The sequence below is a fragment of the Paenibacillus solani genome (genome assembly GCF_050475945.1).
Classification (GTDB): domain Bacteria; phylum Bacillota; class Bacilli; order Paenibacillales; family Paenibacillaceae; genus Paenibacillus_AQ; species Paenibacillus_AQ solani_A.
Genome location: NZ_JBCMXJ010000005.1, coordinates 115,541 through 138,511, shown reverse-complemented (window position 1 = coordinate 138,511; position 22,971 = coordinate 115,541). Strand labels below are relative to the sequence as shown.

Annotated in this window: 27 protein-coding genes and 1 pseudogene; 21 read left to right on the top strand and 7 right to left on the bottom strand. The window is 44.0% G+C overall.

Going from position 1 to position 22,971, the window contains the following annotated elements:
• The first annotated feature begins 202 nt into the window (after window positions 1–202).
• From ABEQ74_RS02295 to ABEQ74_RS02285, 3 genes are all read left to right on the top strand, one after another.
• The gene (locus ABEQ74_RS02295) at window positions 203–2,038 is read left to right on the top strand and encodes a fibronectin type III domain-containing protein (RefSeq protein ID WP_430119023.1); all 1,836 of its coding nucleotides are present in this window, start codon (window positions 203–205) and stop codon (window positions 2,036–2,038) included.
• Between the two features lie 244 nt (window positions 2,039–2,282).
• Complete coding sequence (locus ABEQ74_RS02290; protein ID WP_430119021.1) at window positions 2,283–3,128, top strand: squalene/phytoene synthase family protein; 846 nt, start codon at window positions 2,283–2,285, stop codon at window positions 3,126–3,128.
• A gap of 98 nt (window positions 3,129–3,226) precedes the next feature.
• On the top strand, window positions 3,227–3,604 hold the full coding sequence (locus ABEQ74_RS02285; RefSeq protein ID WP_430119019.1) for a DUF4181 domain-containing protein: 378 nt from the start codon (window positions 3,227–3,229) through the stop codon (window positions 3,602–3,604).
• Window positions 3,605–3,692: 88 nt separating this feature from the next.
• Here ABEQ74_RS02285 and ABEQ74_RS02280 read toward each other — a convergent pair whose 3' ends face one another.
• Window positions 3,693–4,643, bottom strand: coding sequence for a substrate-binding domain-containing protein (locus tag ABEQ74_RS02280; RefSeq protein WP_430119017.1), 951 nt, complete (start codon window positions 4,641–4,643; stop codon window positions 3,693–3,695).
• 233 nt (window positions 4,644–4,876) lie between these two features.
• On the opposite strand from ABEQ74_RS02280, the gene modA reads away from it, so the two are divergent.
• The gene (modA, locus tag ABEQ74_RS02275; protein ID WP_430119015.1) at window positions 4,877–5,716 is read left to right on the top strand and encodes a molybdate ABC transporter substrate-binding protein; all 840 of its coding nucleotides are present in this window, start codon (window positions 4,877–4,879) and stop codon (window positions 5,714–5,716) included.
• 10 nt (window positions 5,717–5,726) lie between these two features.
• Entirely contained in the window at window positions 5,727–6,383 is a 657-nt protein-coding gene (gene modB, locus ABEQ74_RS02270) for a molybdate ABC transporter permease subunit (protein ID WP_430119013.1), read from the top strand.
• Window positions 6,384–6,564: 181 nt separating this feature from the next.
• Here the strand turns inward: modB and ABEQ74_RS02265 are convergent, their stop codons facing one another.
• The gene (locus tag ABEQ74_RS02265; RefSeq protein ID WP_430119011.1) at window positions 6,565–7,500 is read right to left on the bottom strand and encodes a S66 peptidase family protein; all 936 of its coding nucleotides are present in this window, start codon (window positions 7,498–7,500) and stop codon (window positions 6,565–6,567) included.
• A gap of 162 nt (window positions 7,501–7,662) precedes the next feature.
• Here ABEQ74_RS02265 and ABEQ74_RS02260 point away from each other — a divergent pair, with 162 nt between their 5' ends.
• The 7 genes from ABEQ74_RS02260 to ABEQ74_RS02230 all read left to right on the top strand — a co-directional run bounded on the left by ABEQ74_RS02260 (window position 7,663) and on the right by ABEQ74_RS02230 (window position 11,776).
• Entirely contained in the window at window positions 7,663–7,884 is a 222-nt protein-coding gene (locus ABEQ74_RS02260; protein WP_430119009.1) for a hypothetical protein, read from the top strand.
• A 185-nt stretch (window positions 7,885–8,069) separates the two neighbouring features.
• Window positions 8,070–8,516, top strand: a complete 447-nt coding sequence (locus ABEQ74_RS02255) for a molybdenum cofactor biosynthesis protein MoaE (RefSeq protein WP_430119007.1) — start codon at window positions 8,070–8,072, stop codon at window positions 8,514–8,516.
• Window positions 8,513–8,746, top strand: coding sequence for a molybdopterin converting factor subunit 1 (moaD, locus tag ABEQ74_RS02250; RefSeq protein ID WP_430119006.1), 234 nt, complete (start codon window positions 8,513–8,515; stop codon window positions 8,744–8,746). The genes ABEQ74_RS02255 and moaD overlap by 4 nt, the downstream gene beginning before the upstream one ends.
• Entirely contained in the window at window positions 8,743–9,303 is a 561-nt protein-coding gene (locus ABEQ74_RS02245; RefSeq protein ID WP_430119004.1) for a molybdenum cofactor guanylyltransferase, read from the top strand. Before moaD ends, ABEQ74_RS02245 begins: the two co-directional genes overlap by 4 nt.
• A gap of 24 nt (window positions 9,304–9,327) precedes the next feature.
• Window positions 9,328–10,344 carry a GTP 3',8-cyclase MoaA gene (gene moaA, locus ABEQ74_RS02240; protein WP_430119002.1) on the top strand — a complete coding sequence of 339 codons (1,017 nt, stop codon included), beginning with the start codon at window positions 9,328–9,330 and terminating at the stop codon, window positions 10,342–10,344.
• A gap of 31 nt (window positions 10,345–10,375) precedes the next feature.
• On the top strand, window positions 10,376–10,873 hold the full coding sequence (locus tag ABEQ74_RS02235) for a YwiC-like family protein (protein WP_430119000.1): 498 nt from the start codon (window positions 10,376–10,378) through the stop codon (window positions 10,871–10,873).
• Window positions 10,874–11,230: 357 nt separating this feature from the next.
• Window positions 11,231–11,776, top strand: coding sequence for a 50S ribosomal protein L25 (locus ABEQ74_RS02230; RefSeq protein ID WP_430118998.1), 546 nt, complete (start codon window positions 11,231–11,233; stop codon window positions 11,774–11,776).
• 224 nt (window positions 11,777–12,000) lie between these two features.
• Here the strand turns inward: ABEQ74_RS02230 and ABEQ74_RS02225 are convergent, their stop codons facing one another.
• Entirely contained in the window at window positions 12,001–12,963 is a 963-nt protein-coding gene (locus ABEQ74_RS02225; protein ID WP_430118996.1) for a helix-turn-helix transcriptional regulator, read from the bottom strand.
• Window positions 12,964–13,073: 110 nt separating this feature from the next.
• Here ABEQ74_RS02225 and ABEQ74_RS02220 point away from each other — a divergent pair, with 110 nt between their 5' ends.
• On the top strand, window positions 13,074–13,553 hold the full coding sequence (locus tag ABEQ74_RS02220; RefSeq protein ID WP_430118994.1) for a GyrI-like domain-containing protein: 480 nt from the start codon (window positions 13,074–13,076) through the stop codon (window positions 13,551–13,553).
• Between the two features lie 88 nt (window positions 13,554–13,641).
• Window positions 13,642–14,106, top strand: coding sequence for a phage tail protein (locus ABEQ74_RS02215; RefSeq protein WP_430120871.1), 465 nt, complete (start codon window positions 13,642–13,644; stop codon window positions 14,104–14,106).
• A gap of 212 nt (window positions 14,107–14,318) precedes the next feature.
• On the opposite strand, the gene ABEQ74_RS02210 is transcribed toward ABEQ74_RS02215, so the two are convergent.
• The gene (locus tag ABEQ74_RS02210) at window positions 14,319–14,852 is read right to left on the bottom strand and encodes a hypothetical protein (RefSeq protein ID WP_430118992.1); all 534 of its coding nucleotides are present in this window, start codon (window positions 14,850–14,852) and stop codon (window positions 14,319–14,321) included.
• Window positions 14,853–15,148: 296 nt separating this feature from the next.
• On the opposite strand from ABEQ74_RS02210, the gene ABEQ74_RS02205 reads away from it, so the two are divergent.
• A complete protein-coding gene (locus tag ABEQ74_RS02205) occupies window positions 15,149–15,430 on the top strand; it encodes a DJ-1/PfpI family protein (RefSeq protein WP_430118990.1) in 282 nt (93 codons plus the stop codon).
• Here the strand turns inward: ABEQ74_RS02205 and ABEQ74_RS02200 are convergent.
• Entirely contained in the window at window positions 15,427–16,173 is a 747-nt protein-coding gene (locus ABEQ74_RS02200) for an EcsC family protein (protein ID WP_430118988.1), read from the bottom strand. The two genes, ABEQ74_RS02205 and ABEQ74_RS02200, sit on opposite strands and share 4 nt — an antisense overlap.
• A gap of 270 nt (window positions 16,174–16,443) precedes the next feature.
• A complete protein-coding gene (locus tag ABEQ74_RS02195) occupies window positions 16,444–16,641 on the bottom strand; it encodes a hypothetical protein (protein WP_430118986.1) in 198 nt (65 codons plus the stop codon).
• 161 nt (window positions 16,642–16,802) lie between these two features.
• Between ABEQ74_RS02195 and ptsG the strand changes: the two genes are divergently transcribed.
• On the top strand, window positions 16,803–18,371 hold the full coding sequence (ptsG, locus tag ABEQ74_RS02190) for a glucose-specific PTS transporter subunit IIBC (RefSeq protein ID WP_430118984.1): 1,569 nt from the start codon (window positions 16,803–16,805) through the stop codon (window positions 18,369–18,371).
• An 8-nt stretch (window positions 18,372–18,379) separates the two neighbouring features.
• On the top strand, window positions 18,380–19,093 hold the full coding sequence (locus tag ABEQ74_RS02185; RefSeq protein ID WP_430120869.1) for an N-acetylmannosamine-6-phosphate 2-epimerase: 714 nt from the start codon (window positions 18,380–18,382) through the stop codon (window positions 19,091–19,093).
• 52 nt (window positions 19,094–19,145) lie between these two features.
• Here the strand turns inward: ABEQ74_RS02185 and ABEQ74_RS02180 are convergent, their stop codons facing one another.
• Window positions 19,146–19,949: a MurR/RpiR family transcriptional regulator gene (locus tag ABEQ74_RS02180; RefSeq protein ID WP_430118982.1), complete on the bottom strand. Its 804-nt coding sequence runs from the start codon at window positions 19,947–19,949 to the stop codon at window positions 19,146–19,148.
• Between the two features lie 207 nt (window positions 19,950–20,156).
• Between ABEQ74_RS02180 and ABEQ74_RS02175 the strand changes: the two genes are divergently transcribed.
• The 4 genes and pseudogenes from ABEQ74_RS02175 to ABEQ74_RS02160 all read left to right on the top strand — a co-directional run bounded on the left by ABEQ74_RS02175 (window position 20,157) and on the right by ABEQ74_RS02160 (window position 22,967).
• Window positions 20,157–20,960, top strand: coding sequence for an undecaprenyl-diphosphate phosphatase (locus tag ABEQ74_RS02175; protein ID WP_430118980.1), 804 nt, complete (start codon window positions 20,157–20,159; stop codon window positions 20,958–20,960).
• Between the two features lie 121 nt (window positions 20,961–21,081).
• Entirely contained in the window at window positions 21,082–21,684 is a 603-nt protein-coding gene (locus ABEQ74_RS02170) for a class I SAM-dependent methyltransferase (RefSeq protein ID WP_430118978.1), read from the top strand.
• A 2-nt stretch (window positions 21,685–21,686) separates the two neighbouring features.
• Window positions 21,687–21,869 (top strand): annotated as a pseudogene (locus ABEQ74_RS02165) (MFS transporter); the annotation flags it as partial.
• Between the two features lie 231 nt (window positions 21,870–22,100).
• Complete coding sequence (locus ABEQ74_RS02160) at window positions 22,101–22,967, top strand: carbohydrate ABC transporter permease (RefSeq protein ID WP_430118976.1); 867 nt, start codon at window positions 22,101–22,103, stop codon at window positions 22,965–22,967.
• Window positions 22,968–22,971 lie beyond the last annotated feature (4 nt).

Here is a 22,971-nt window from a genome sequence, read left to right as displayed (position 1 = left end):
ACAAATATTCTCCCTGATTGTTCGATATTATCCCTTATGTGGTCAACCTATTATCCTGATAATGGAAGAGTAGGAGAGCGTCAAGTAATAACTATTGCCGTCCTGCACAATCCAACACATAAAGGAGGGGACGAATCTCATCAGACTTTGGAATTTATGTAAACGCCATCATAAGGCGTAATACGAAGGAGGTAAATGAAGAATGGCTATGAATGGTAAAGCGTTACGCAAGCCGATTGTGATGATTCTGATTACTGTCCTGATTTTGTCGTTATTTCAAGTTCATTTGTTTACAACTCCGGCTCGTGCTGCAGTAGCAAGCAAAACAATGGTCGGTTATTGGCACAACTTTGACAATGGTTCCGGGTTTATTAAGCTGCGTGATGTGTCACCGAAGTTTGATGTCATCAATGTGTCTTTTGCAGAACCTACTTCGGGTGTAAGCAGCGGGGTGATTGGATTTACGCCTTATAATTATACGGTTGCTGAATTTAAAGCCGATGTGGCTTATCTGCAAAGTCAAGGCAAGAAGGTCCTCATTTCCATAGGAGGGGCGAACGGGCAAGTACAGCTTCCTACAACGGCGGCGAGGGATCAATTTGTTAGCTCCGTAACTTCCATTATTGAAACTTATGGATTTGATGGATTGGATGTTGATTTTGAAGGTCATTCCCTGTTCCTTAATGCAGGCGACAGTGATTTCCGGAATCCTACAACTCCTGTCATCGTCAATCTGATTTCCGCACTGCGAACAATTAATAATCATTTTGGTACCGAGAAATTTTATTTAACGATGGCGCCGGAAACTTTCTTCGTGCAGTTGGGTTATAGCTTCTACGGCGGCAGCTGCATCAGTTGTGACAATCGTGCCGGGTCTTATTTACCCGTCATCTATGCGACACGCGATATCCTGGATTGGATTCAGGTACAGAATTACAATTCGGGACCGATCACCGGACTTGACGATCAATATCATACGATGGGTAATGCCGATTTCCATGTAGCCATGGCAGATATGCTGCTAACGGGTTTTCCGGTAGCTAAAAATCCGAATTATCAATTCCCGGCTCTTCGGCCAGATCAAGTAGTGCTGGGCTTACCGGCCAACACGAATGCAGGGGGAGGCTTTACCTCGGTAGCTGAAGTGCAGAAAGCGCTGGATGCGCTGATAAAAGGGGTACAATTACCAAGCTACAAAACACGAGGCAGTACGAATGGATATCCGAGCTTCCGCGGAGTCATGACCTGGTCGATCAACTGGGACAAATTTAACAATTTTGAATTCTCAAATAGTCATCGTGCATATCTAGATAACTTGACACCATCGACACCAGATACGCAGCCTCCAACAGCACCAACGAATGTCGTCGCGAATGCCGTAACCTCGAACAGCGTGAATTTAAGTTGGAATGCTTCTACTGATAATGTCGGGGTGACAGGTTATACCGTATACTTTGGTTCTCAAGCAGTGAACGCAACGGGTACTAGTGCATTGATTACCGGTTTGAGTCCTTCAACATCCTATGTGTTTACCGTAAAAGCCAGGGATGCCGCAGGTAACCAGTCGGCTGCCAGCAATTCCGTAACTGTCACCACATCTGCGGTGGGTGGAGGGGATCAGGTAGCCCCTACAGCTCCAAGCAATGTCCAAGTAACGAATAAATCGGCGAGCAGTGTAACTTTAAGCTGGACGGCATCTACAGATAATGTTGGCGTTACAGGATATACAATAACTTATGGGACCAATAATGCTGATGTGAGCGGGACAACGGCTGTGATCAGCGGCCTGTCAGCCAATACGACCTACCAATTCACGATAAAAGCGAAGGATGCGGCAGGCAATATCTCACCCGGCACGACGATAAGTGTAACAACAGATGCGTCTCCGGGTGGCCCACAGGCATGGGCTCCCAATGTGAGTTATAAAGCGAATGACGAGGTCACATATGGCGGGAAAACTTATATATGCCGTCAGCCGCATACTTCATTAACGGGATGGGAGCCACCAAATGTTCCGGCCCTGTGGCTGGTGAAATAAACGTCAGCGGAAGCTGAATAAGACAAACACCGGGCATGCTCTGCGTGCCCGGTATTTGTTCTTTTATAATTCACTTTTAAACTGATTAGTATGTGATGATTAAAGGAGGTATCAACGACAGCATTCATACACATATATCGGATTGAAGTCGGAAATCCACGGCTTTTTTGGCGTGTCAATCGATAGCGGTGATTGGTTTGGATTGACCCTATCAATTTGTGTTATCATTGGGTTAAATAATATAATGCTGAGCTACTACTTGGAGGGAATCGTCATTAATAACATCGCCCTGAATGAAGCAATGACCATGTTGAAGGACACAAGCCGTACTTTCTATATACCGATTAGTTATCTGGATGTAGGAATAAAAGAGGCCGTTGCATCTGCCTACCTATGTATGCGTGCAATAGATGAAATCGAGGACCATAATGATCTCAGTGACGAATTGAAGGTGGAACTGCTTCTTGGCATTTCCGAAATATTCGAATCACAAGATATTAATGAAGCACCACAAACACATAAAATTCTATCACCGTATCGGACGGTACTACCAGCGGTTTCTATGCAACTGGATGACTGGGCACTTCTTTGTCCGTCTTCTGCAGCCTCAATTGTATATCGTTATACTGCAAAGATGTCATTGCATATGGCTGAATGGGTGAAGAACGGGTGGAATATTCATACGGAAGAGGATTTGGACGGATATACCTATAGCGTTGCTGGAATGGTTGGAGAAATGTTATCAGAGCTTTGGTTCTGGCATGATGGAACGCAATCTGACTCAATCAAGGCGATTGCTTTCGGAAGAGGGCTCCAAGCGGTAAATATCCTCCGTAACAGAGATGAAGATATTAAGCGTGGCGTTGACTTCTTCCCGGATGGATGGGGATTTAAAGAGATGCAGCAGTACACCCGTCGCAATTTACAAATCGCCGACTCTTATATTGCAGACTTGAAGAATGGACCGGCATTAAAATTCTGCAAGATTCCATTAGCGTTAGCTCATGCTACGGTCAAGGTCATTTCTGCGGGGGGAAGCAAGTTAACGAGGAACGCTGTTCTGAAAATCGTGAATACTGTAACTGGATAAGGCCTTAATATAAGCTATTAAGCACAATTGTAAACACCCTGGAGAGCTTATATTTTAAATAATACGGGCGCTAATCAAATAGAGGGGTGACTTTACAAATGTTGCTCATCGGTATCGTTTTGTATGCGATTGTAGTCATTGTCGGGTACCTATGGATCAAAAAAAAGCTGAGGGTATCTGACAATTCAGATAGTCCGTTGTATAAGCATATCAATCGATTTCATCTAATTGGGGAGCTCATCATTGTAGCTATTTCCCTAATCGCCATTTTTTACATGAGATTTGTGATGAAATGGAGATTATCGGCTTATCATGACATTATTCTTGTACTGGCTATACTGCACGCTTTCCGATCCGTTGCTGAAAGACGTTTTGAAAAGAACTCCAAGCGATATCTCCTCAGTGCTTATGCAAGTGTTAGCGGTCTGCTTCTATTTCTTGGTCTGGAGCTATTAATAAATAGCAATCATATCTAAAAGGTGTACAAATAAATGCATCGAACTTAACAGGTTCGATGCATTTATTATTGTATCAGGGTAAAAGCAAACTTTGATTATGGCTTGTTCATGTCTCAAATAAGATTTCCCCTGTGCGGGACAAATCAAACCCTGGAATCGACTGCAATTCCTTCTTGAAGGTGTCCGATTGCAGAATTTGCAAAAGGGTAGGAATCCAAGTCTGGGACCAGGTTGTTTTAAGCAGCACAAGATCATAACGCTCCTGAATCAAAGGAATAAAATCAACTTGCCCGACGATCGAGGCGGCTTTTTCTATGCCTACGCCGACATCGGCTTCACCGGAAGCGACTTTCATCGCCACACCGAGATGATTAGTCTGAATATTGTCATAACCGGAGAGTTGTTCTGGCTTGATTCCGTGAAGGCGGATCTGTTCGTCAAGCAGTACTCTGGCACCTGATCCTTTCTCCCGATTGGCAAATCGCAGTCCTGGGCGGCTTAAATCGGACCACTGCTTCAGAGCGAAAGGGTTGCCCGGCTGGACATAAAGTCCTGCATGTCTGGATAGCAGATTAACGACCACATATGAAGATCCGACAAGCAGCCTTCGTATATACGGCAGGTTGTATTCTCCGGTATCACCATCCAAGAGGTGGGTGCTAACGATATCTGCCTCGCCTCGATACATGGATATTAAGCTATCGAGACTACCAACAAACGAACGCAAAGGGCGAATGGAGGGGATGGCCTTCTCCATATGCTTAGCCAAGATATCTAAACTAATGTCATGCCCGGTTATTACGATTGGACGGTTCACATTGTCTGAAGCCAGAGGTTGTGCTGGTGCAGGAGAATGAGTCTGAATCGACTGGCCAAGCACCGGAACCATTCTCGTGCGTTGTTTGTAAGCCTCCAGGTCAGCGGCGTCCACACGCATTTGCTTACCGACCCGATAGGAGGCCAGCTCTCCTTTTTTGATGAGATCATACACGGTGAGCTTTGATATTTTTAATAGTTTGGCGATTTCTTCAGTTGTATAAGACATGTCGCTGGACATATCATGATCCTCCCAGTTAGCTATATAAGTTGGTTTACATCTATCTATGGCTAATTATATCATAACTAGAAGAAGGCAGGCGGGCTGCTAATCATTCCGCGAATGAGTGCGGAGAATAGACATGTTTGATTATAAATAGATATAAACAAATATATTTAGTTTACAATCTCAACTTCATATAAGTATAATGTTTATGTTCAATTATAACTAGATATAACTTCGGAGGAGAAACCATGTTTAAAAAGACAAAGATTAGTGCGCTATTAACTCTTGTGTTGGCCATGCTGCTAATCACAGCAGGCTGCGGTACTGCAGCGAACGACAATACTGGTTCACAAGCTTCAAGCGTGGAGAAACAAAGCCCGGAAACGGCTGAAAAGGTGGAGTTGATTGTATCTGCTGCAGCAAGTATGACAGATGCACTCAAGGAAATTCAGCTGGCTTATGAAACGAAAAATCCAAATATTAAATTGAATTTTAACTTCGGCGCGTCAGGAGCATTGCAGCAGCAGATTGAGCAGGGGGCGCCGGCGGACTTGTTCCTTTCTGCTGCAACCAAGAATATGAATGCACTCGTAGAGAAACAACTTATAGATGCAGACCAACAAAAAAACGTACTAAGCAATGAAGTGGTAGCTGTTGTTTCTACAGATGGGCAAGTATCTGTTACAGGGGTTGACGATTTGTCCAAGTCTGATGTGAGGAATATTGCGATTGGCATTCCTGAAAGTGTACCCGCGGGGGGCTATGCTAAAGAAGCGCTTACTAGTGCGAAGCTTTGGGATTCGCTCCAATCCAAGATGGTACAAGCTAAAGATGTAAGACAAGTGCTTCAATATGTAGAAACAGGAAATGCAGATATCGGCTTTGTCTATAAAACAGACGCATTAACCTCGGATAAAGTAAAAGTTGCGTTCGCCGTGGATCCCACCACCTATACGCCGGTTGAATATCCAATAGGGATTGTAAAGGCAACGAAGCATAGTAAAGAGGCGGAAGATTTCTACGCTTATCTGCAGACACAAGAAGCGCTGGACGTGTTTGTGAAATACGGATTCTCCGTTATACATTAATAGAGGCCCTATGAACTGGAACGAATTTTGGATTCCGATCAAACTGTCACTGCAGGTGTCCGTGTTATCGAGTCTAATCGTTGTCCTGCTTGGTGTGGCTGCTGCTTGGTGGATGTCTCAAAAATCCTTTAAAGGAAAAACCTTACTTGAGACAGCATTTATGCTGCCGCTAGTACTTCCCCCAACCGTGGTGGGTTTTATACTGTTAGTTTTGTTGGGGCGAAAAAGCTGGTTTGGACAATGGGTGGAATGGCTCTTTGCCGCTCCGATCATTTTCTCGTGGTGGGCTGCAGTGATCGCCTCGATTGTGGTGGCCTTCCCGCTCGTGTACCAAACGATGAAGGTAGGATTCTCTTCAGTTGATCGAAGACTGGAGGAAGCTGCTCGTTCAACCGGCGCTAATGAATGGCAGGTTTTCAGGCACATAACGCTTCCCTTGACATATCGTTCGTTAGTTTCAGCCTATATTCTAGGGTTTGCCCGTGGTCTGGGTGAATTTGGAGCGACGTTAATGATTGCAGGAAATATTCCGGGTAAAACCCAGACCATCCCTACAGCGATATTCGTTGCAGTTGATGCGGGGAATATGACGATGGCTTGGGCTTGGACGGGAGCGATGATTATTATTTCGTTTATTATGCTGCTTCTTACGAGACAAAGAGAATAGCATACAGCATAAAAAGCCGCAGGATATGAACTGCACCCCAATTGTTAGACACATCTAACAGTTGGAGGTGCAGTTTTTTTATGTTGGTCGCATTACATAAAAAAAAGATCGCATGAAGTTGACGGGTTCGATTAGTCAAATGCGTATTTATGTGCCGAATCGAGCAAGCATAAGAAGTTCATCATATCGATTGGCTAACGCTGACGGTAGGTTCAATTATCGTTATTCTGGTGTTGATCGAATCAAGATTCACGGTCGCGCCAATCGGCAAAGCGGCTTTATAGATACCATGTCCACTGGCAAGGTTTGTGATCATCGGCTTGCCAAGAGGTAATAGAAATTCGGCAATTACATCCTCATAGGATTTGCCATAAGCCGCCAAGCAGCCTGTGCATTCTCCCATAATAATTCCGATACAATCACGAAATTTCCCGGCAAGCTTCAAATCATTCAAGTACCTGTACACTGTATTAGTCGGTTCATGTGTTTCTTCAAGAAGCAGAATCTTACCGCGTGTATCGATTTCGAATGGCGTTCCGAGCGTATCGACAAACGATGTCAGATTACCGCCTACAAGCTGCCCTGTAACGTTGCCGGGAATACGGCTTATCAGCGGCATCCCTGGCGGGTTCAAGATGGTCCGGGATAATGAATATACTGAAGTCGCGGAAAAAAACTGATCAAAATTATAATCGGGCGTTTGGGATTTGAAATCAATAAGCAGCAGGCTATGAAATGTTATTAAATCCACATATTGATGCAGTACGTTTAATAGCACGGTTATATCGCTGTAGCCTGTAACGATTTTTGGATTGTTTCGGATCACACGATAATCCAGATAGGGTAGAATTCCAGCCACTCCTGTACCGCCTCGGGTGGGTAGTATCATTTTTACCTGATCGTCTTGAAACATCCTCATCAAATCGGATGCTCGCTGTTCGTCTGTGCCAGCAAGAAATCCATTCTGTGCATATACATATTCTCCTAATACAATATTGAAGTCTAACGCTCTCAAAAATTCGATTCGGGCATCAATGATACTTGCAGCGAGCGGGCTGCCCAAGGTAACGATTCCAATGGTGTCGCCCCTCCGCAAGATTGGCGGACGTATCGGCATATACTTATCTTCCTCCCTTAACATAGAAGAAAGCCCATCGAGATAGCATTCCTTTAAAATATATTGGCGAAATCCGCAGCGCAGTACACAATAGGAAAAGAAAGAGCTTGTGAAACATGCCGAAACCATCCTACATTTCCGTCACTTATTAAGCATGAACACATGAAATACGCGGTCTTATGCGGACGAGATGCGGTTCAGATCTTAGCTCACCATGGCCGCAGTCTTAGCATGGATGATGCGGTGCAGCTTGCTGGGAGACTCGGTTCCACGTGCAAGCGAACGCCTTATTTTGTAGAGTTTTACGTAGAAGGATACCGCATGATGCTATTTAATACCGGCAGGCTTATTATCCATGGGCTGCGTGATGTTAATGCTGCTTGAAGCCTGTATCATAAGCTGTTCGGGTGAAGTCAGCTATGCAAGTCTCTTTTTTATCGTACATTGGGCTTGGGATCGTTTATAATAGAGTAGATGTTCCATTGTGGGGAGAGACGATGCCCCAGAATCATGTGCAGGAGCTTTTGATCAATCAATGGATGCTAGATTATATAGAAGGTGATCACTAGATGAAACCATATGCAATTGTAACGGAGACCATTAATGTCCAGGATTACATTGATTATGTTCTGCACCCAGGAGCAGGAGCGGTGACCACGTTTACAGGTCATGTCCGTGAATGGACGCATGGAGTCAGGACCTTGTATCTGGCTTACGAGGCATATGTGCCGATGGCTGAGAAGAAGCTTGCTCAGGTAGGTCTTGAGATTGAAGAGAAATGGCCGGGTGCACGCGTAGCGATTGCCCACCGGATCGGTGAACTGCATATTTCGGATATCGCCGTTGTCATTGCGGTATCATCGCCGCACCGCAAAGCAGCGTATGAAGCTAATGAATATGCGATTGAACGGATTAAAGAAATGGTTCCGATATGGAAGAAGGAAATATGGGAAGATGGCGAGGAATGGATAGGAGATCAGAAGAAGAAGCCTAATCAGGGAGGAACGATGGTATGATTCAGGTTTATTATTTTGCAGGCCTGCGTGATGCTGCCGGAAAGGCCGAAGAGACAATCGATCGAGAGAACTGGAAGGTGCAAGATCTTCTTGATTGGGTAGAAGAGACCTACCCGGCGTTTCGAAACAAGACGGTATTTGTTGCTGTGAACGAGGAGTACGCCAGCCAGGAAGATGTTATACATTCCGGTGATATCGTGGCACTTATCCCACCGGTGAGTGGTGGATGATGGATACGCTTGGAATCGTTCTGGCAGGTGGACTGTCCAGTCGCTACGGTTCCCCCAAAGCTTTCGCCCAGGCGGACGGCATGGCTTATTACGAGATTGCGGTCAATGCGCTTATAGGCATAAGTTCGCAAGTTATCATTGTAGCGCGTGAGGAACACCGGGAGTGTTATCATCCAGAAACGAACGTGGTGACGGATGTTGAACCCTTTTGCGGATGTGGACCACTTGCCGGTATCTATTCAGCGATGACGTTCTACCCCGCATTGCGGTATGCCGTATTACCCTGTGATATGCCTTATATGCATCCTGAAGTGATGGAAACACTTGTGAAATATTGTGCAGACGAAGATGTGATTGCTGTACAAGCAGACGGTATGTACCATCCTCTGGTTGCCATCTTTGATCAACGAATTAAATCTACGATTCGCCAATCGCTGGAACTTGGTCAATACAGCGTGATGAGATTACTGAAGCAAGTTAAGACAACATGGATTCAAGCAAACGAATTAACCGTGAATACAGACTTGGTGTTTCGGAATATGAATACGCCGGAATAGCATGACAAGAGAGGAAGAGGATATATGACAACCATACCCATGCGGGATCAGCTGCAACGGCCGATCCGCGATTTGCGCATATCCGTGACCGATCGCTGCAATTTCCGCTGCACCTATTGCATGCCGAAGGAAATATTCGGCGATGACTTCCCATTCCTCCCGAAACAGGAGCTGCTGTCTTTTGAGGAGATCAGCCGAGTAGCACGGCTGTTCGCATCACTTGGAGTAAAGAAGATCCGTTTAACTGGCGGCGAACCGCTATTGCGAAGAGACCTGCCGGTGCTCGTAGGTATGCTTACTGAGGTTGAGGGAATCGAAGACATCGGACTGACGACTAATGGTCTTTTATTAAAGCAGTATGCCCAGCCGCTGTATGATCAAGGTTTACGCCGACTCAACATTAGCCTTGATGCACTCGACCCGGAATTGTTTGCCCGTATCAACGGCCGTGGGATTAAACCGGATCATATTTTGGGAAATATCAAGCATGCTCGTGATGTAGGTTTTCAAGTCAAAGTCAACATGGTCGTGCAAAAAGGTTTGAATGATCAGGAAATATTGCCCATGGCGGCTTATTTCAAGGAACAGGGAATTATGCTGTGTTTTATCGAGTTTATGGATGTTGGCAATGACAACGGCTGGAGTTTCGAGCATGTTGTCACGAAGAAGGAGATTTATGAACGACTGGCCTCTTCTTATGAATTGGAGCCGCTTGAGCAGCATTATTATGGAGAAGTGGCTAAGCGCTATCGATATAAAGACAATGGAGCTGAGGTCGGCTTTATTACTTCCGTATCGGAATCATTCTGTTCATCATGTACACGAGCCCGATTATCTTCGGATGGAAAAATGTATACTTGTCTGTTCGCTTCACAGGGATATGATGTACGTGAACTTGTTCGCGGCGGGGCGACAGACGAACAGATTCTGGCTGCGATTCGCGGCGTATGGGAGAAGAGAGCAGATCGTTACTCTGATGAAAGAACGGAGCAGACGGCGAAACGGCGCAATAAAATAAACATGTCCTATATCGGCGGGTAGATAGGTAACCCGTAGAGAGGGGGCATGAGTTGTGAAGAAGCAGGGGATGGTCATTCCCCATGAACATGGCGGCTGGGCGATGGTCAGCATTCCATTCGTGATCGGTATGTTATCCGGTAAGCCGAATGGGATGCACGTATTCTCATTTGTAGCATGGTTATTTCTTTATTGGGCATCCTATCCGTTTCTACAGTCATTTAAGAAGCGTGCTGATCGCCCGCATGATCAAGTGGGGGACAATTTATGGGGCGATCGCTGTTCTAAGTTTGATTCCACCGCTGCTGACATTGCCGCAGCTTGCCTTATTCGGACCCTTCTGCTCTTGCTTCTCATGGTCAACATATGGAACGTTAGGAGGAAAAAGGAGCGGGCAGTATTTAACGATTTATGTGCAATTCTCATATTTTCGTTAGGAGGTGCAGCTGCTTATCTGCTTGGCGGAGGATGGGACCGCATGATGGTTCTCATTATCCTGTACAATGTTCTTTATTTCATGCCCTATATGCCGGAAAAGTCATACGGCCGATGAAAGTTGGAATTATTGAAATAATAGGCTCCATACAATTTCTGAAACTTGCGATGCTTTGGTTGTAAGTTCACTGTGAAACAGACTTGAGGATGTTGTTACAAAATGAAGCAACACGGCAGTAACTTCGACAAGGTTACGAATCTATGATATGATGTATGAAACCCATGGGCATTCCACTCTTTTTGAGTGGGGTGCCTTCGTCTGTATTTCCGGGTTTTTTACATTTAATGTATTGCTAACTATCTGACAGGATTTGGAGGGTCGTGATGCTATGTTTCTCTATTTGTCCCCTGGCAGGGGAGGTTCTAGGGCCGCTGTTACAGCGCTAAGATCACTCATATAAAGGAGAGGTAGAGCATGGCTGCATGCATTCATACAGAAAGACGTCCGAGATTGAATTCTTCCGGACTGCGTAATTTGCGTCAGAAGGGGCGTTTGCCCGGGGTTGTATTTGGAAAGAACGTAGACAACGAGATCATACACATTTCCACCATAGAGTTTGAGAAATGGCTTAAAAAAGGGGAGTCCGGTTTCATCGAACTGAAGATGGATGGCGACAAATCTCTGACGGTATTGCTGGAAGACCTTCAGCGGAACCCTGTGACTGGAGCTCCTTTGCATGTCGATTTTCAGCTTGTTCAAACGGGCGAAATCATTCGTACGAAACTTGCAGTGAAGTTTATTGGCACCCCTGTTGGTACAAAAACGGGCGGCGTTGTGCATATTCAGGACCCTTTTGTGGAAGTTGAAGCATTGCCGAAGTACCTGCCATCTTCCGTAGAGCTGGATATCAGCGCGATGGAAGTCGGAGATACACTGTTTGTGAAGGACCTGGATTTGCCGTCTGAGCTGACGGTTATCTCAGGCGGGAACGAGCTTCTCGTATCCGTAGCGAAACCGTAGTTCTCATAAATTTCGCTTTCATTTGTTAAGAATCTTGTAGGTTACATATAGATTAGTTTTTCTTGTTTATTTGAGTCGGGTCATGTACCGGGCTCTTTTTTTATGTGGATACATCCTTGTTACACGTTTGACGATAAAACCCTATATTTTGCACGTGGAAGAATGAATTGTGAAATCACGGCATTTTTAAGTATTCAGCAAGCAAATGGGTTCCATTGGCCATTTTATGGGCAGAATAGGTTTAATCTCTTCTGTAAAGCATCTATGACCGCATCCGGCATCTCCCTGACCGTAATATCGTTACCTAGAAAAAGCAGCCAATTGGTGATTTCGTTTAATTCTTCTGCTTGATCAACATGGATAAAGGTCTTAAGGATGGCAGTGGTTTGGTAAGGATTGGTATATGCAATTGAAAACTTTAAAGGATGGTACTTCTTGAACTGGGCAATCGCCTTAGGTCCAAGCTCAAGGACAAGGTTAGTGGCTTCTTCCTGTTTGCTTAACTGCTCTAAGATCTTTTTCTTGCTTACATTTTTTTTCGTCTGGAATCGTTCTACCTGGGTAAGATTATCGACAGAAATAATCCGTCTCTTTTCTTCCTCTAAGTCAAAGCCTTCAATTAACCATAAGCTTTTTTCACGATATAGGTGCAGAAGATAAATGGGATACGACTTTATTTCCTTCTCTTCTTGAATGGAAACTAATAAATAGCTGTCCAGCAGTATGATTTGGATGAGTTTCTCTAACAGCGGATGGGGCAGATCCGACAGATCAAGCAAGTCGGGGTTATTGGGATTGGTCCCTTCGAAAAGTAATATTTGATTTAATAGTACCAGGTCATCTTGCTGGTTTTTTGAAATGAGGCCAAGTAATTTTTCAGCTAAAGAATGCCGACTCTTTAAATAAGGGAGCTGTTGATTTCTTGTTGCCATAAAGGCAATGAACAAAGCTTTAATTTCAGTGTCAGTAAAGCGGACCGTAGGCAGAACGGAGTTGTTCATGACAAAATAACCTCCATCCCGCCCGACTTCTGCGACTAGCGGCATCCCCATAGCTTCGATTTCCCGGATATCCCGAATAGCTGTCGAACGAGAGATGTTAAATTCTCGCATGATTTCAGAAATGGTAAAGTGGGCGCGGTTGTTGATATACCGCATGATGACGTTTATCCGTTCAACTTTTTTCATTGGAGCCCCCTAAACAGTATCATTATTTGACATGATTTAAGGATATTATAAACCTATCAAGTGTAAAGACAAATCATTTGGTAAATTTAAAACAAAGGAAGGTTTTGAAAATGGCAGAATATACCCTTGAAGAAAAAGACAGCTTTATCGTATTAGGAATTGGTACTGAGCTTAAGAGCCACTACACAGACTATGCTGGAATTAACAAGGAGAAGGCAGACTTTTGGTCGGCCGTCAAAGAGGATGGAACGCTTGACACTTTAAAAAGTGTGGCCGACAATGACTACATTTTCGCAGTGAACGAAGCGGTGAATAACAAGATGATGTTTTATGCTGGTGTCATGTCTCAGGCATCGTTACCGGAAGCTACCAGAGTCATTCAATTTCCTAAGGGGGAATATCTCGTTGTGAAAGGGGAAGGGCAGTCTGCCGAAGAGTTGAGTAACAAGCTGACTGGCATTGCCTTTGGTCAAGTTTTGCCGGAAGCCACAAGTTTCGCGTATGTTGGTGGGCCGAATGCAACCGTTGAAATGGATCACCAAAATGGCTTGGTCATTGGTGAATTGTGGATTCCTGTCGTAAAAAAATAATGAATTAATGAATACGACCAAGGCGTGTTTTGCTCGAAGTACGACTAAGAAGTAAAACTCGCAAAACTTTTAGGAGGAATGAATGAATATGTCCTATATCGTTGACTTTAAGAATGTATCTACGGTTGGTTTAGAGTCATCGCCTGTAGCAGAAGCACTTGCTGGTTTACGAGCGAATGAAGCCCGTTACTTTATGAACAAATATAAGCATGAATTTACAGTTCTACCCGCCAGCGAGAGCCAAGAAACCCTTGATTATGTTAACCGCATTTTGAAAGAAGAACGTGATCTTGCGTTTGCGGCCAAACCATTAGAAACATCCCGTTTTCAAGTGGAAAATATTCAATTTTCCTATGTTTTTTATGAGGATGGTCTCGGACTCAATGTCATGTATACGGTTGATGATCCCAAGAAGCGGGCCGTGGGTTTTAAGCTTTCGGAAGGGATGGAGGTACCCGAGGAGCTGGAAGGGAAGTTTAAGTTTGCCAGACAGAAATCTAAATTAGCTGGAACCATTCGGGGCTCGTTCTTTGTAATAAAAGGAGAGTATTAAAATCGTAAGATCATAGCAGCCGTAATATAAATGCTGTACTAAACGTGGATTACTAGGATAATAAGGGGCAGAAGTCGCGAAGGGAATCGCGGCTTTTTGTTATTGAACGATGGAAGCCTTGTCCCAATCTGAGGACAAGGCTTCCACGGAGATCAAATGAGATTGTTTAAGTATATGCTCGCGAAATAGAAAGATAGTAAACTGCTATAGATCTACTTAAGCCCTTCCAGAATAGCCGAGAAATAATCATCTACATGCTTTGCGAGATTCAGCATGCGCTCATTGAACTGATTCGAAGTAATGGTACCTTTATTGTACTCATTAATCAGCGCTTTGACGGTTGAAGTTTTTAATTGGGTGATCTCTTTTAAGTCGTTATTGGCAGCCTTTTTTAGCTCAGCAGTCTTGATACTGCAGGCCTTCTTTGCTTCACTAAGGCTCTTCTTGGACTTATCAAGTGCTGCCTTGGCTTGGCTTAAAGCGGTTTTATCGGCCTTGGATTTTTTGAGTTTATTGTAATTCGTCGTTAATTGCTTGTACTGGCTCGAGAGAGAGGCCACGTTTTGGCACGCTGGAGCTTTAATTTTGCTTATGTTGCTCTTCACCTGTTTCAGCCTGACATTGTACTCTTCGAAGTAGATTTTGTTTACCTCGGAAGTAGACATTTTGACTTGGGGTGCGGCCAAGGCCTGCGATGGCAGAATAAGTAATGCCAACATGATGAGTAGGGCTAAAGTCTTTTTCATATGTATTACACCTCTGATAAGTAGTACATCTATCATATCCCATAATCTGGAGCTGAACAATCTAGAATTGCAACAAATTTTATTTGAAATCGATAGAAGGAAAGGCAATCCTGAGGAACACCGACATACTGATGTCTACATTAGACCTGTATTTTCAGATGTAGGAGGGAGAACAACACGCAAAATCGGATTATAATTCGGATAGATAACGATGATGTCCTAAATCATTAAGGATGAATAGATGAAATACGCTTATGTTTATGTGCTGGATTCGATGGCCGATTGGGAGCTTGGATATGTCATTGCAGAGCTCAACTCAGGTCAATATTTTAAGTAAAGAGACGCGTATTCCCGTTAAAACGGTGGCAGCTGCCAAATCTCCCATAACAACCAAGGGCGGAATGACCATCCTGCCTGATACAACGATAGAAGAGATCACCCTTGAAAGCTCCGCTATATTGCTCTTGCCGGGGGCAGACCTATGGTTAAATCCCGAACATACACCCATTATCGAAAAAGCATATTATTATGCCATGATGCAGACCATGCAAGGGAGCACTTCATCCCTCTATAATTAATCCATAAACCCGAGATCATCGTGCAATCTGCGCAGGCGGTAAGCATTCATGGCGAATTCACGCAGCTCCTCAAGAATGGAGTAATTTGCCCATGCGCCTGCGATGGCACCGATGCCTGGCACCATCTGCAGCATTTTCCGAAAGTCCATGGCGTCGCGATACTCGATCTGAAAGGTCTCCCAGTCCATATTCTTGGAGTACTCCGCTTCAGAAGACCATTGTTCCTTCTCAACATGCCAACGCTTGATAGAATCGAGCAGCCGTGCACGGTTTTCCGGCCCAGAGAAAGTCATCTGAAATACCTTAAGAATGAATACACGCTCGGAGAAGTGTTTGGTGTCATAACCGTAAACATGCGCCAGCTCAAATAAATATTTCATCTTGATCGCAATTAAAGCGGGAAAGTCCACCATGCTAAGCATGATGCCTCCAGCTCCAGTTCCAGCCCCTTCGGCAACCGCAATTTTTTGGTACAGGGCAAATAATTCCTTCGCTTCTAGATCCGCAGCCTCTAGTTCCAGAGTACGCTCCACCTGCCGACTAGGCATATACTCCGCACCGAACAATGCCGTACGCACGATTGATCGAATAGTGGTCGTAATGATACTGTGCACCTTCGGGGGAATCCAATGATTGATTCGATTGCCGATGCTTTTCGAAGTTTTTTCCAGCCATCCCGGTGGTTTGAACATGGCTTGTTCCCAATCGGCAACTTCCCTCTGTATTTTTTGTTCATAGTCCATGATCAATCGCTCCTCCATAAGTCTTCCCTTTATTGTACGATGAGCTCCGGGATTCGAAAACCGTCTTCGGCTGGTAGCAAACCTCGACTAAGGTCCAGTTTTTATTGAATCCATTTTCGAATCCATTGTGCAATTATTTCCAGGTGAGAAAAAGGAAATTGATGTCCTAACGGTAAGTGAGTGATTGGTTTGTGGCTCCATTCATCTGGAACAGAATACTCCAAATCTTTATCTCCCCAAAGGATGTTGAGCTTGTTCAAATCAATCTCATTAGGATTCGCATGCTGTTTGTTTGATGGGTGTTTCTTCCGGTAATTCTTTATTTTGAATAGCTTCAGATAATAGTTTTTCGAGTAAATTGGTTTGATATTCGAAGAAATCCTTAACCATTTCCTGAACTTTAATCAAGTCATTAGAAACTTGAGTATAGAAGGTAATAAAGCCATCCGAGGTAGCAGCCTTAAACAAAGCTACAGCATCGCATAGAGGAGAGACAAAAAGGGAATATTCAACACAAAGGATCGTAAGTTTCTAATACGAGAGGAAAGCGATTTAAATTTTGTCTTGACGAAAACCATTTTCATGATTAATATTGTTGTGAAAATGATTATTGGAAGGTGGTCGCCTAAGTGAAACGTTATTTTGAGAAGGCGCAGAAGTTTGGTAAGTCCTTCATGCTTCCGATTGCCGTGCTTCCGGCTGCGGGTTTATTGTTAGGGATCGGCGGAGCACTATCGAATGCGAATACGATCAAAACGTATCCATTTCTGCAAATAGAATGGCTGCAGCAAGTCTTCACCGTCATGAGCAGCGCCGGAAGCATTGTATTTGATAATTTGGCTTTGATCTTTGCCATTGGCGTTGCAGTGGGGATGGCAAGAGCGGATAAAGGAACGGCGGGATTGGCTGCGGGTTTGTCCTACCTAGTCATGAATGCGTCCATCAATGCCATGCTGGTCAATACCGGACAGCTTGCCGTAGATAATCTCGCAGGTGCGGGACAAGGCATGGTATTAGGAATTCAAACGTTACAGACAGGCGTACTTGGAGGTATCGTTGTCGGATTAGTTACAGCGTGGCTGCATAATCGGTACAACAAAATTGAGCTTCCTCAGTTCCTCGGATTTTTCGGCGGTTCAAGATTTATTCCGATTGTTTCATCCTTTGCCGCCATTTTCATTGGAATCGCTCTATTCTTGATCTGGCCAACAGTCCAGCTCGGAATATCAGGGCTTGGAAATCTGGTCGACAAAACAGGTTATATTGGTACTTTCATATATGGGTTCTTGTTACGGATGCTTGGACCACTTGGACTGCATCACATTTTCTATCTTCCTTTTTGGCAAACTGGAATCGGCGGCATTATGGAAGTTGGCGGTAAAGTTTACGAAGGAACACAGAATATCTTTTTCGCACAACTAGGGGATCCAACAACCGAGAAATTCTTCTCCGGAACATCAAGATTTATGTCAGGTCGTTTTATCACGATGATGTTTGGTCTCATGGGTGCAGCACTGGCTATCTACCATACAGCTAAACCGGAACGTAAAAAAGTGGTTGGCGGGCTTATGCTGTCTGCCGCTCTGACTTCATTCTTAACGGGAATTACGGAGCCTTTGGAATTCTCCTTCTTGTTTGTAGCTCCAATCTTGTATGTCATCCACGCCGTATTTGACGGACTGGCGTTCATGTTGTCACACATCTTTGAAATTACCATCGGCCAGACATTCTCCGGTGGACTCATCGACTTTATCTTGTTCGGAATATTGCAGGGTAATGATAAAACGAACTGGATATTCGTGCCGATCATCGGCGTAGTATGGTTCTTGTTGTATTACTTCACATTCAGAATCTTGATCGTCAAGATGAATCTGAAGACGTCCGGACGTGAGGAAGAAGCCGTTTCTGATCAAGAAGCAGGTTCGAAAGAAGATAGCAGCGCATCTGTGCAAACAGGAAATGCCAGATCGATTGCTATTCTGAACGCTCTGGGAGGAAAGGACAATATTACAGATTTGGACTGCTGCGCTACACGGCTTCGGGTCTCCGTTGTTGATAAGGATAAGGTGCAGAAGGATGCATTTACGGAAACAGGGGCGAAAGCAGTTGTTTTTGTCGGGAATGGTGTACAAGTGATTTACGGACCGCAGGTAACGGTAATCAAGAATGAAATTGAAGAATATTTGGAAACGGAGTAATTGTAATGATGGATATAGATAAATTAGGCTTAAAAGGCGGTCTTGTTGTATCATGCCAAGCTTTGGAGCATGAACCGCTGCACAGTCCGTATATCATGAGCAGAATGGCGGTTGCCGCTGCAGAAGGCGGAGCCATTGGGATTCGAGCAAACTCGGCACAGGATATTAAAGAAATTAAAACCCAGGTTAATTTACCCGTGATAGGGATTGTAAAAAGAAACTACGGAACCAACCCAGTATTTATCACGCCGACGATGCGCGAAATTGATGAGCTTGCCGAGACAGGGGCAGAGATTGTCGCCTTTGATGCTACGCTGCGCGAAAGACCTGACGGCAAGACATTGAAAGAGTTCGTTAGCGAGATTCGTAACAAATACCCTCATCTCTATTTGATGGCAGATATCTCGACAACAGAGGAAGCCGTTTATGCGGAACAACTCGGTTTCGATTTGATATCCTCCACACTTGTTGGTTATACAGAGGAGACGGCAGGGCAGAAGATCTATGCTCAGGATTTTGCCATACTGAAAGAGATCGTGTCGAGTGTAAAGACACCGGTCGTTGCAGAGGGTAATGTGATGACACCGGAAATGGCGGCAGCTTGCCTTAAAGCAGGCGTGTATTGCGTTGTTGTTGGTGGAGCAATAACTCGTCCGCAGCAAATAACGGAACGTTTTGTGTCAGAGATATCGAAGTTAAATCCGGCAACTTCAGAAAAATAAATATAAATCATTAAAAGACGAAACAGCCAACTTGATCAAGTTGGCTGTTTTGTCATTCTTCCGGGTACAATGCCTTGAGGGTTTGCTGCCGTGCTCCTAACAATTTCTCATCTTCAAGCAGGAGGAGGGACATAATGTCCAGGATATAAATGATAGCGAGTTGGCTATTGATGAAATTTACATCTCCCGATCGCCCAATATCTGGTGTAAATAGGCAAATATTCGAAACTTCAGATAGGGGGGTATGGTCAAAATTTGTGATTCCAATCGTGGTGGCGCCTCTTTTTCTGGCTTCCTCCATAGCGTGACTCACCTCTGTGGTAAGCCCCGAATTAGATATCCCAATGACAAGATCATGGTTCCCCAGAAGGGAAGCGCTCATCATCATCATATGTGCATCCGTTATCGCATCTACGACGATATTCATCCGGGAGAGCCTGTATTTAAACTCCGTGGCGGATAGCCCTGAACTTCCCAGCCCGTAAATGTAGATTCTGCGGGATACTTTAATGAGGTTAACGACTTCTTCAATTCTTTCGGTATCTAGCATCTCGGCCGTAGCATTGACGATATCGTTATATAGATGTTGGGTCTTCATAAAAAAGTTTGCATCATTACGAGGTTTTTGCACCTCACGATTCAGGCGGATTTTAAATTCGACAAACGTATCACAGCCCGCCTTTTTGCAAAATCGAGTGATCGTCGATGTAGATGTATTCGTATGTGCAGCTAATTCTTTAATATTGATATTGTTAATGGATGATCGATTTCGCATGACGTAATCAGCAATTTCTTTTTCCTTTGCAGAAAAACGTTGATATTCAAGCTGCAGTATATCAATTACACTGGACGACATCACATAAAGCCCCATTTCAATTATGTTTGTTATAGGGTCTATTCTACCAGCCAGCCGCCTTGAAGTAAAAAACAGATACAAATACCAATGTGACAAATATGTCATTCCGATCGAAATAATGTTATGTACATCGATGGGAAACTTATGGATGTCCCCCTTATACTGAATATGGCAACAGAGTTTAATTCCGATGGGGGAAATGGACTGATGATGGATATAGTGAAAGCAATAATCCTTGGCATCATAGAAGGTTTAACTGAATTTATACCGGTATCATCAACCGGGCATCTGATTTTGGCGGGCAATTTACTCAATTTTGAAGGAGACGCTGCCATAACTTTTAAAATTGTGATTCAATTGGGAGCCGTGATGGCTGTTCTGATCCTATATTGGAAAAGATATATGGAGATTGGGACTAATCTGATTAGAATGGATTTTGCCCAAAGTAAAGGGTTAAATGTCATTCATATGATCCTGGCGATGCTGCCAGCTTTAATTGTATACCTCATCTTAAAGGACACGATAAAGAGCCGCTTATTCGGTCCGGCCCCTGTCTTGATCGGGCTAGTTGCAGGAGGGGTATTGATGATCCTGGCAGCGAGGAGTAAGAGAACAATAATCGCGGATACGATGGATGGGATCAATTACAAACAAGCTTTCGGGATTGGTCTGTTTCAATGTTTGGCGTTATGGCCGGGATTTTCAAGATCGGGAACAACCATTTCTGCTGGCTTGCTGCTTGGTACTAGCCAAAGAGCCGCCGCAGATTTTACCTTCCTGATTTCTGTGCCTGTTATGTTTGGAGCAAGTTTGTTGGATTTATACGACAGCCGCAATTTACTGAATGCCGATGATCTCATTCTGATGGTAATTGGATTCATAACATCTTTTCTTGTGGCATTGATTGCGGTAGCTACGTTTATTAAGCTAATTAAGCGGCTTCGATTGGAATGGTTTGCTCTATACCGTTTTGTCTTAGCAGCTATCTTCTATTTCATCGTTATACGGTAACGCTCCATTCATACAGAGTTTTACTCTTCCAAAAGCACTAATAAGAATGTGGACTATAGGCTGCTACTTTGATAGAATGTCATTCCATGTATTCTAAAGCAAATTAGAGAGGTGGAACCTAATGGGAAATACAGATAAGTTTGAAATGATCGCTAATACCTATGACACGTCAGAAAGAATTCAAACTGCACAGGCAGCTTCTGATGCCCTACGTGAATATATCGTTGATGCCAAGAGTAAGAAAGCCATTGATTTCGGGTGTGGTACAGGCCTAGTCGGAATAAACTTGATAGATGATTTTGATTCGATGCTGTTTCTGGATACTTCCCCAAAGATGATTCAGCAAATAGAGAGTAAAATTTCTGAACTGCATATTCAGAATGCTGATACATTATGCTTCGACATGGAAAAGGAAGATCTAACTGGTGTACATGCTGACTATATATTCATGGCTCAGGTGCTGCTCCATATTCAAGATATTGAATTGGTGTTATCCAGGCTGTACCATGTCCTGAATGATGGAGGGCATTTACTGATCATTGATTTTAATAAAAATGAGAATATAGTAACCGATATGGTTCATAACGGATTTGATCGAGTCAAGCTTACTGACATGATGAAGGAAATAGGGTATAGGCATATTCAATCCAAAACCTTTTATAACGGGACTAAGCTATTCATGGGGCAAGATGCATCGATGTTCATTCTTGATTCCCAAAAATAGCAGGAGGGTATGTGAATCAATACTGGATTAAGTCATCAGCACCCGAAGCTCCTGATTTCGCGAATGGTCTATTTTTATCATCTTGCAATATAGGAACAACCATTGGCGCAGCAGCAGGCGGATTGTTTATATCAGAATTGGGTATTCAATACATCGTATGGGTGGGAATCCTACCTTCTGCTTAGAAACAAAATGTCCCGTCCTGCAACAACGAGTTAGTAGTAAAAAAGATTAGACATTGAAAGCCGCAGAAATGCGGCTTTTTTTACGTTTATCTGGGCGATATTTTAGATATTTTTAATATTTACCCACTTTTTTCTTAAGCATTCTTATCTAATCTTAATGCATCAGGGGGAAGTGACATGGATCAGAAAATGAGAACGAACTAAATTGTGAAAGGATGGATCAAGAATATCATGAACAAATGGCTCCGTAAGGATGCTTCGGCGGCCATATTCTTTCTCGTGCCAAGCGGTATCGGATTTGCACTCTTTTACCTTATTCCATTTGCCATGGGTGTGTACTATTCCTTTATGAGCCAATCGGTAGACGGCCATTTTGCGGGTCTCGATAATTACATGGAGCTGCTTGGGAGTGCTTCATTCCGCAAGGCAGCATCTAACACGTTATTTTTTAGCGCGGTCAGTGTTCCGCTTATGGTTATGCTGTCACTCGGGTTAGCGATGCTGCTCCATAAAAATACATATTTTCAAAAATGGCTTCGAACCGCGTATGTCATGCCGCTTGTTGTGCCCGTTGCCTCCATTATCATGATCTGGCAAATGCTATTTGACTGGAACGGCTCCCTGAACGCTTGGCTGAACAGCTTTGGATATGGGCGCGTGGACTGGATGAAGACGGAATCGGCACGTTTGGTCGTGATTATGGTGTATCTATGGAAGAACATCGGTTACAACGTTATCTTATTCTTGGCAGGACTACAGCAAATTCCGAAGGATTACTACGAAACGGCCCGGATTGAGGGAGCTGGTCGTGTAAGGCAATTCCGAAGTGTTACGCTGGTCTATCTGACTTCTTCCATGTTCTTTGTTGTGATTATGTCCATTATCAACTCATTCAAAGTGTTCCGGGAAACGTATCTGATCGCAGGGGATTATCCCCATGACAGCATTTATATGATGCAGCACTATATGAATAATATGTTCATTTCACTCGACATTCAGAAGCTGACCGCTGCAGCATCCTTAATGTTTGTCTGTATTCTGTTGCTTGTCCTGGTGCTGTTTGCAATTGAGCGCCGACATCGGCAGTACATGGAATAGAAGG

Excerpts from the sequence above, each read along its gene's own strand:
- ABEQ74_RS02230 (WP_430118998.1), top strand. The coding sequence starts at position 11,231 with ATGGCTGCATGCATTCATACAGAAAGACGTCCGAGATTGAATTCTTCC.
- ABEQ74_RS02175 (WP_430118980.1), top strand. The coding sequence starts at position 20,157 with ATGATGGATATAGTGAAAGCAATAATCCTTGGCATCATAGAAGGTTTA.
- ABEQ74_RS02185 (WP_430120869.1), top strand. The coding sequence starts at position 18,380 with ATGGATATAGATAAATTAGGCTTAAAAGGCGGTCTTGTTGTATCATGC.
- ABEQ74_RS02210 (WP_430118992.1), bottom strand. The coding sequence starts at position 14,852 with ATGAAAAAGACTTTAGCCCTACTCATCATGTTGGCATTACTTATTCTG.
- ABEQ74_RS02255 (WP_430119007.1), top strand. The coding sequence starts at position 8,070 with ATGAAACCATATGCAATTGTAACGGAGACCATTAATGTCCAGGATTAC.
- moaD (WP_430119006.1), top strand. The coding sequence starts at position 8,513 with ATGATTCAGGTTTATTATTTTGCAGGCCTGCGTGATGCTGCCGGAAAG.
- ABEQ74_RS02200 (WP_430118988.1), bottom strand. The coding sequence starts at position 16,173 with ATGGACTATGAACAAAAAATACAGAGGGAAGTTGCCGATTGGGAACAA.
- ABEQ74_RS02160 (WP_430118976.1), top strand. The coding sequence starts at position 22,101 with ATGAACAAATGGCTCCGTAAGGATGCTTCGGCGGCCATATTCTTTCTC.
- ABEQ74_RS02225 (WP_430118996.1), bottom strand. The coding sequence starts at position 12,963 with ATGAAAAAAGTTGAACGGATAAACGTCATCATGCGGTATATCAACAAC.
- modB (WP_430119013.1), top strand. The coding sequence starts at position 5,727 with ATGAACTGGAACGAATTTTGGATTCCGATCAAACTGTCACTGCAGGTG.
- ABEQ74_RS02205 (WP_430118990.1), top strand. The coding sequence starts at position 15,149 with ATGTCATTGCAGAGCTCAACTCAGGTCAATATTTTAAGTAAAGAGACG.
- modA (WP_430119015.1), top strand. The coding sequence starts at position 4,877 with ATGTTTAAAAAGACAAAGATTAGTGCGCTATTAACTCTTGTGTTGGCC.
- moaA (WP_430119002.1), top strand. The coding sequence starts at position 9,328 with ATGACAACCATACCCATGCGGGATCAGCTGCAACGGCCGATCCGCGAT.
- ABEQ74_RS02285 (WP_430119019.1), top strand. The coding sequence starts at position 3,227 with ATGTTGCTCATCGGTATCGTTTTGTATGCGATTGTAGTCATTGTCGGG.
- ABEQ74_RS02265 (WP_430119011.1), bottom strand. The coding sequence starts at position 7,500 with ATGCCGATACGTCCGCCAATCTTGCGGAGGGGCGACACCATTGGAATC.
- ABEQ74_RS02245 (WP_430119004.1), top strand. The coding sequence starts at position 8,743 with ATGATGGATACGCTTGGAATCGTTCTGGCAGGTGGACTGTCCAGTCGC.
- ABEQ74_RS02170 (WP_430118978.1), top strand. The coding sequence starts at position 21,082 with ATGGGAAATACAGATAAGTTTGAAATGATCGCTAATACCTATGACACG.
- ABEQ74_RS02295 (WP_430119023.1), top strand. The coding sequence starts at position 203 with ATGGCTATGAATGGTAAAGCGTTACGCAAGCCGATTGTGATGATTCTG.
- ABEQ74_RS02280 (WP_430119017.1), bottom strand. The coding sequence starts at position 4,643 with ATGTCCAGCGACATGTCTTATACAACTGAAGAAATCGCCAAACTATTA.
- ABEQ74_RS02290 (WP_430119021.1), top strand. The coding sequence starts at position 2,283 with ATGCTGAGCTACTACTTGGAGGGAATCGTCATTAATAACATCGCCCTG.
- ABEQ74_RS02220 (WP_430118994.1), top strand. The coding sequence starts at position 13,074 with ATGGCAGAATATACCCTTGAAGAAAAAGACAGCTTTATCGTATTAGGA.
- ABEQ74_RS02215 (WP_430120871.1), top strand. The coding sequence starts at position 13,642 with ATGTCCTATATCGTTGACTTTAAGAATGTATCTACGGTTGGTTTAGAG.
- ABEQ74_RS02260 (WP_430119009.1), top strand. The coding sequence starts at position 7,663 with ATGAAATACGCGGTCTTATGCGGACGAGATGCGGTTCAGATCTTAGCT.
- ABEQ74_RS02180 (WP_430118982.1), bottom strand. The coding sequence starts at position 19,949 with ATGTCGTCCAGTGTAATTGATATACTGCAGCTTGAATATCAACGTTTT.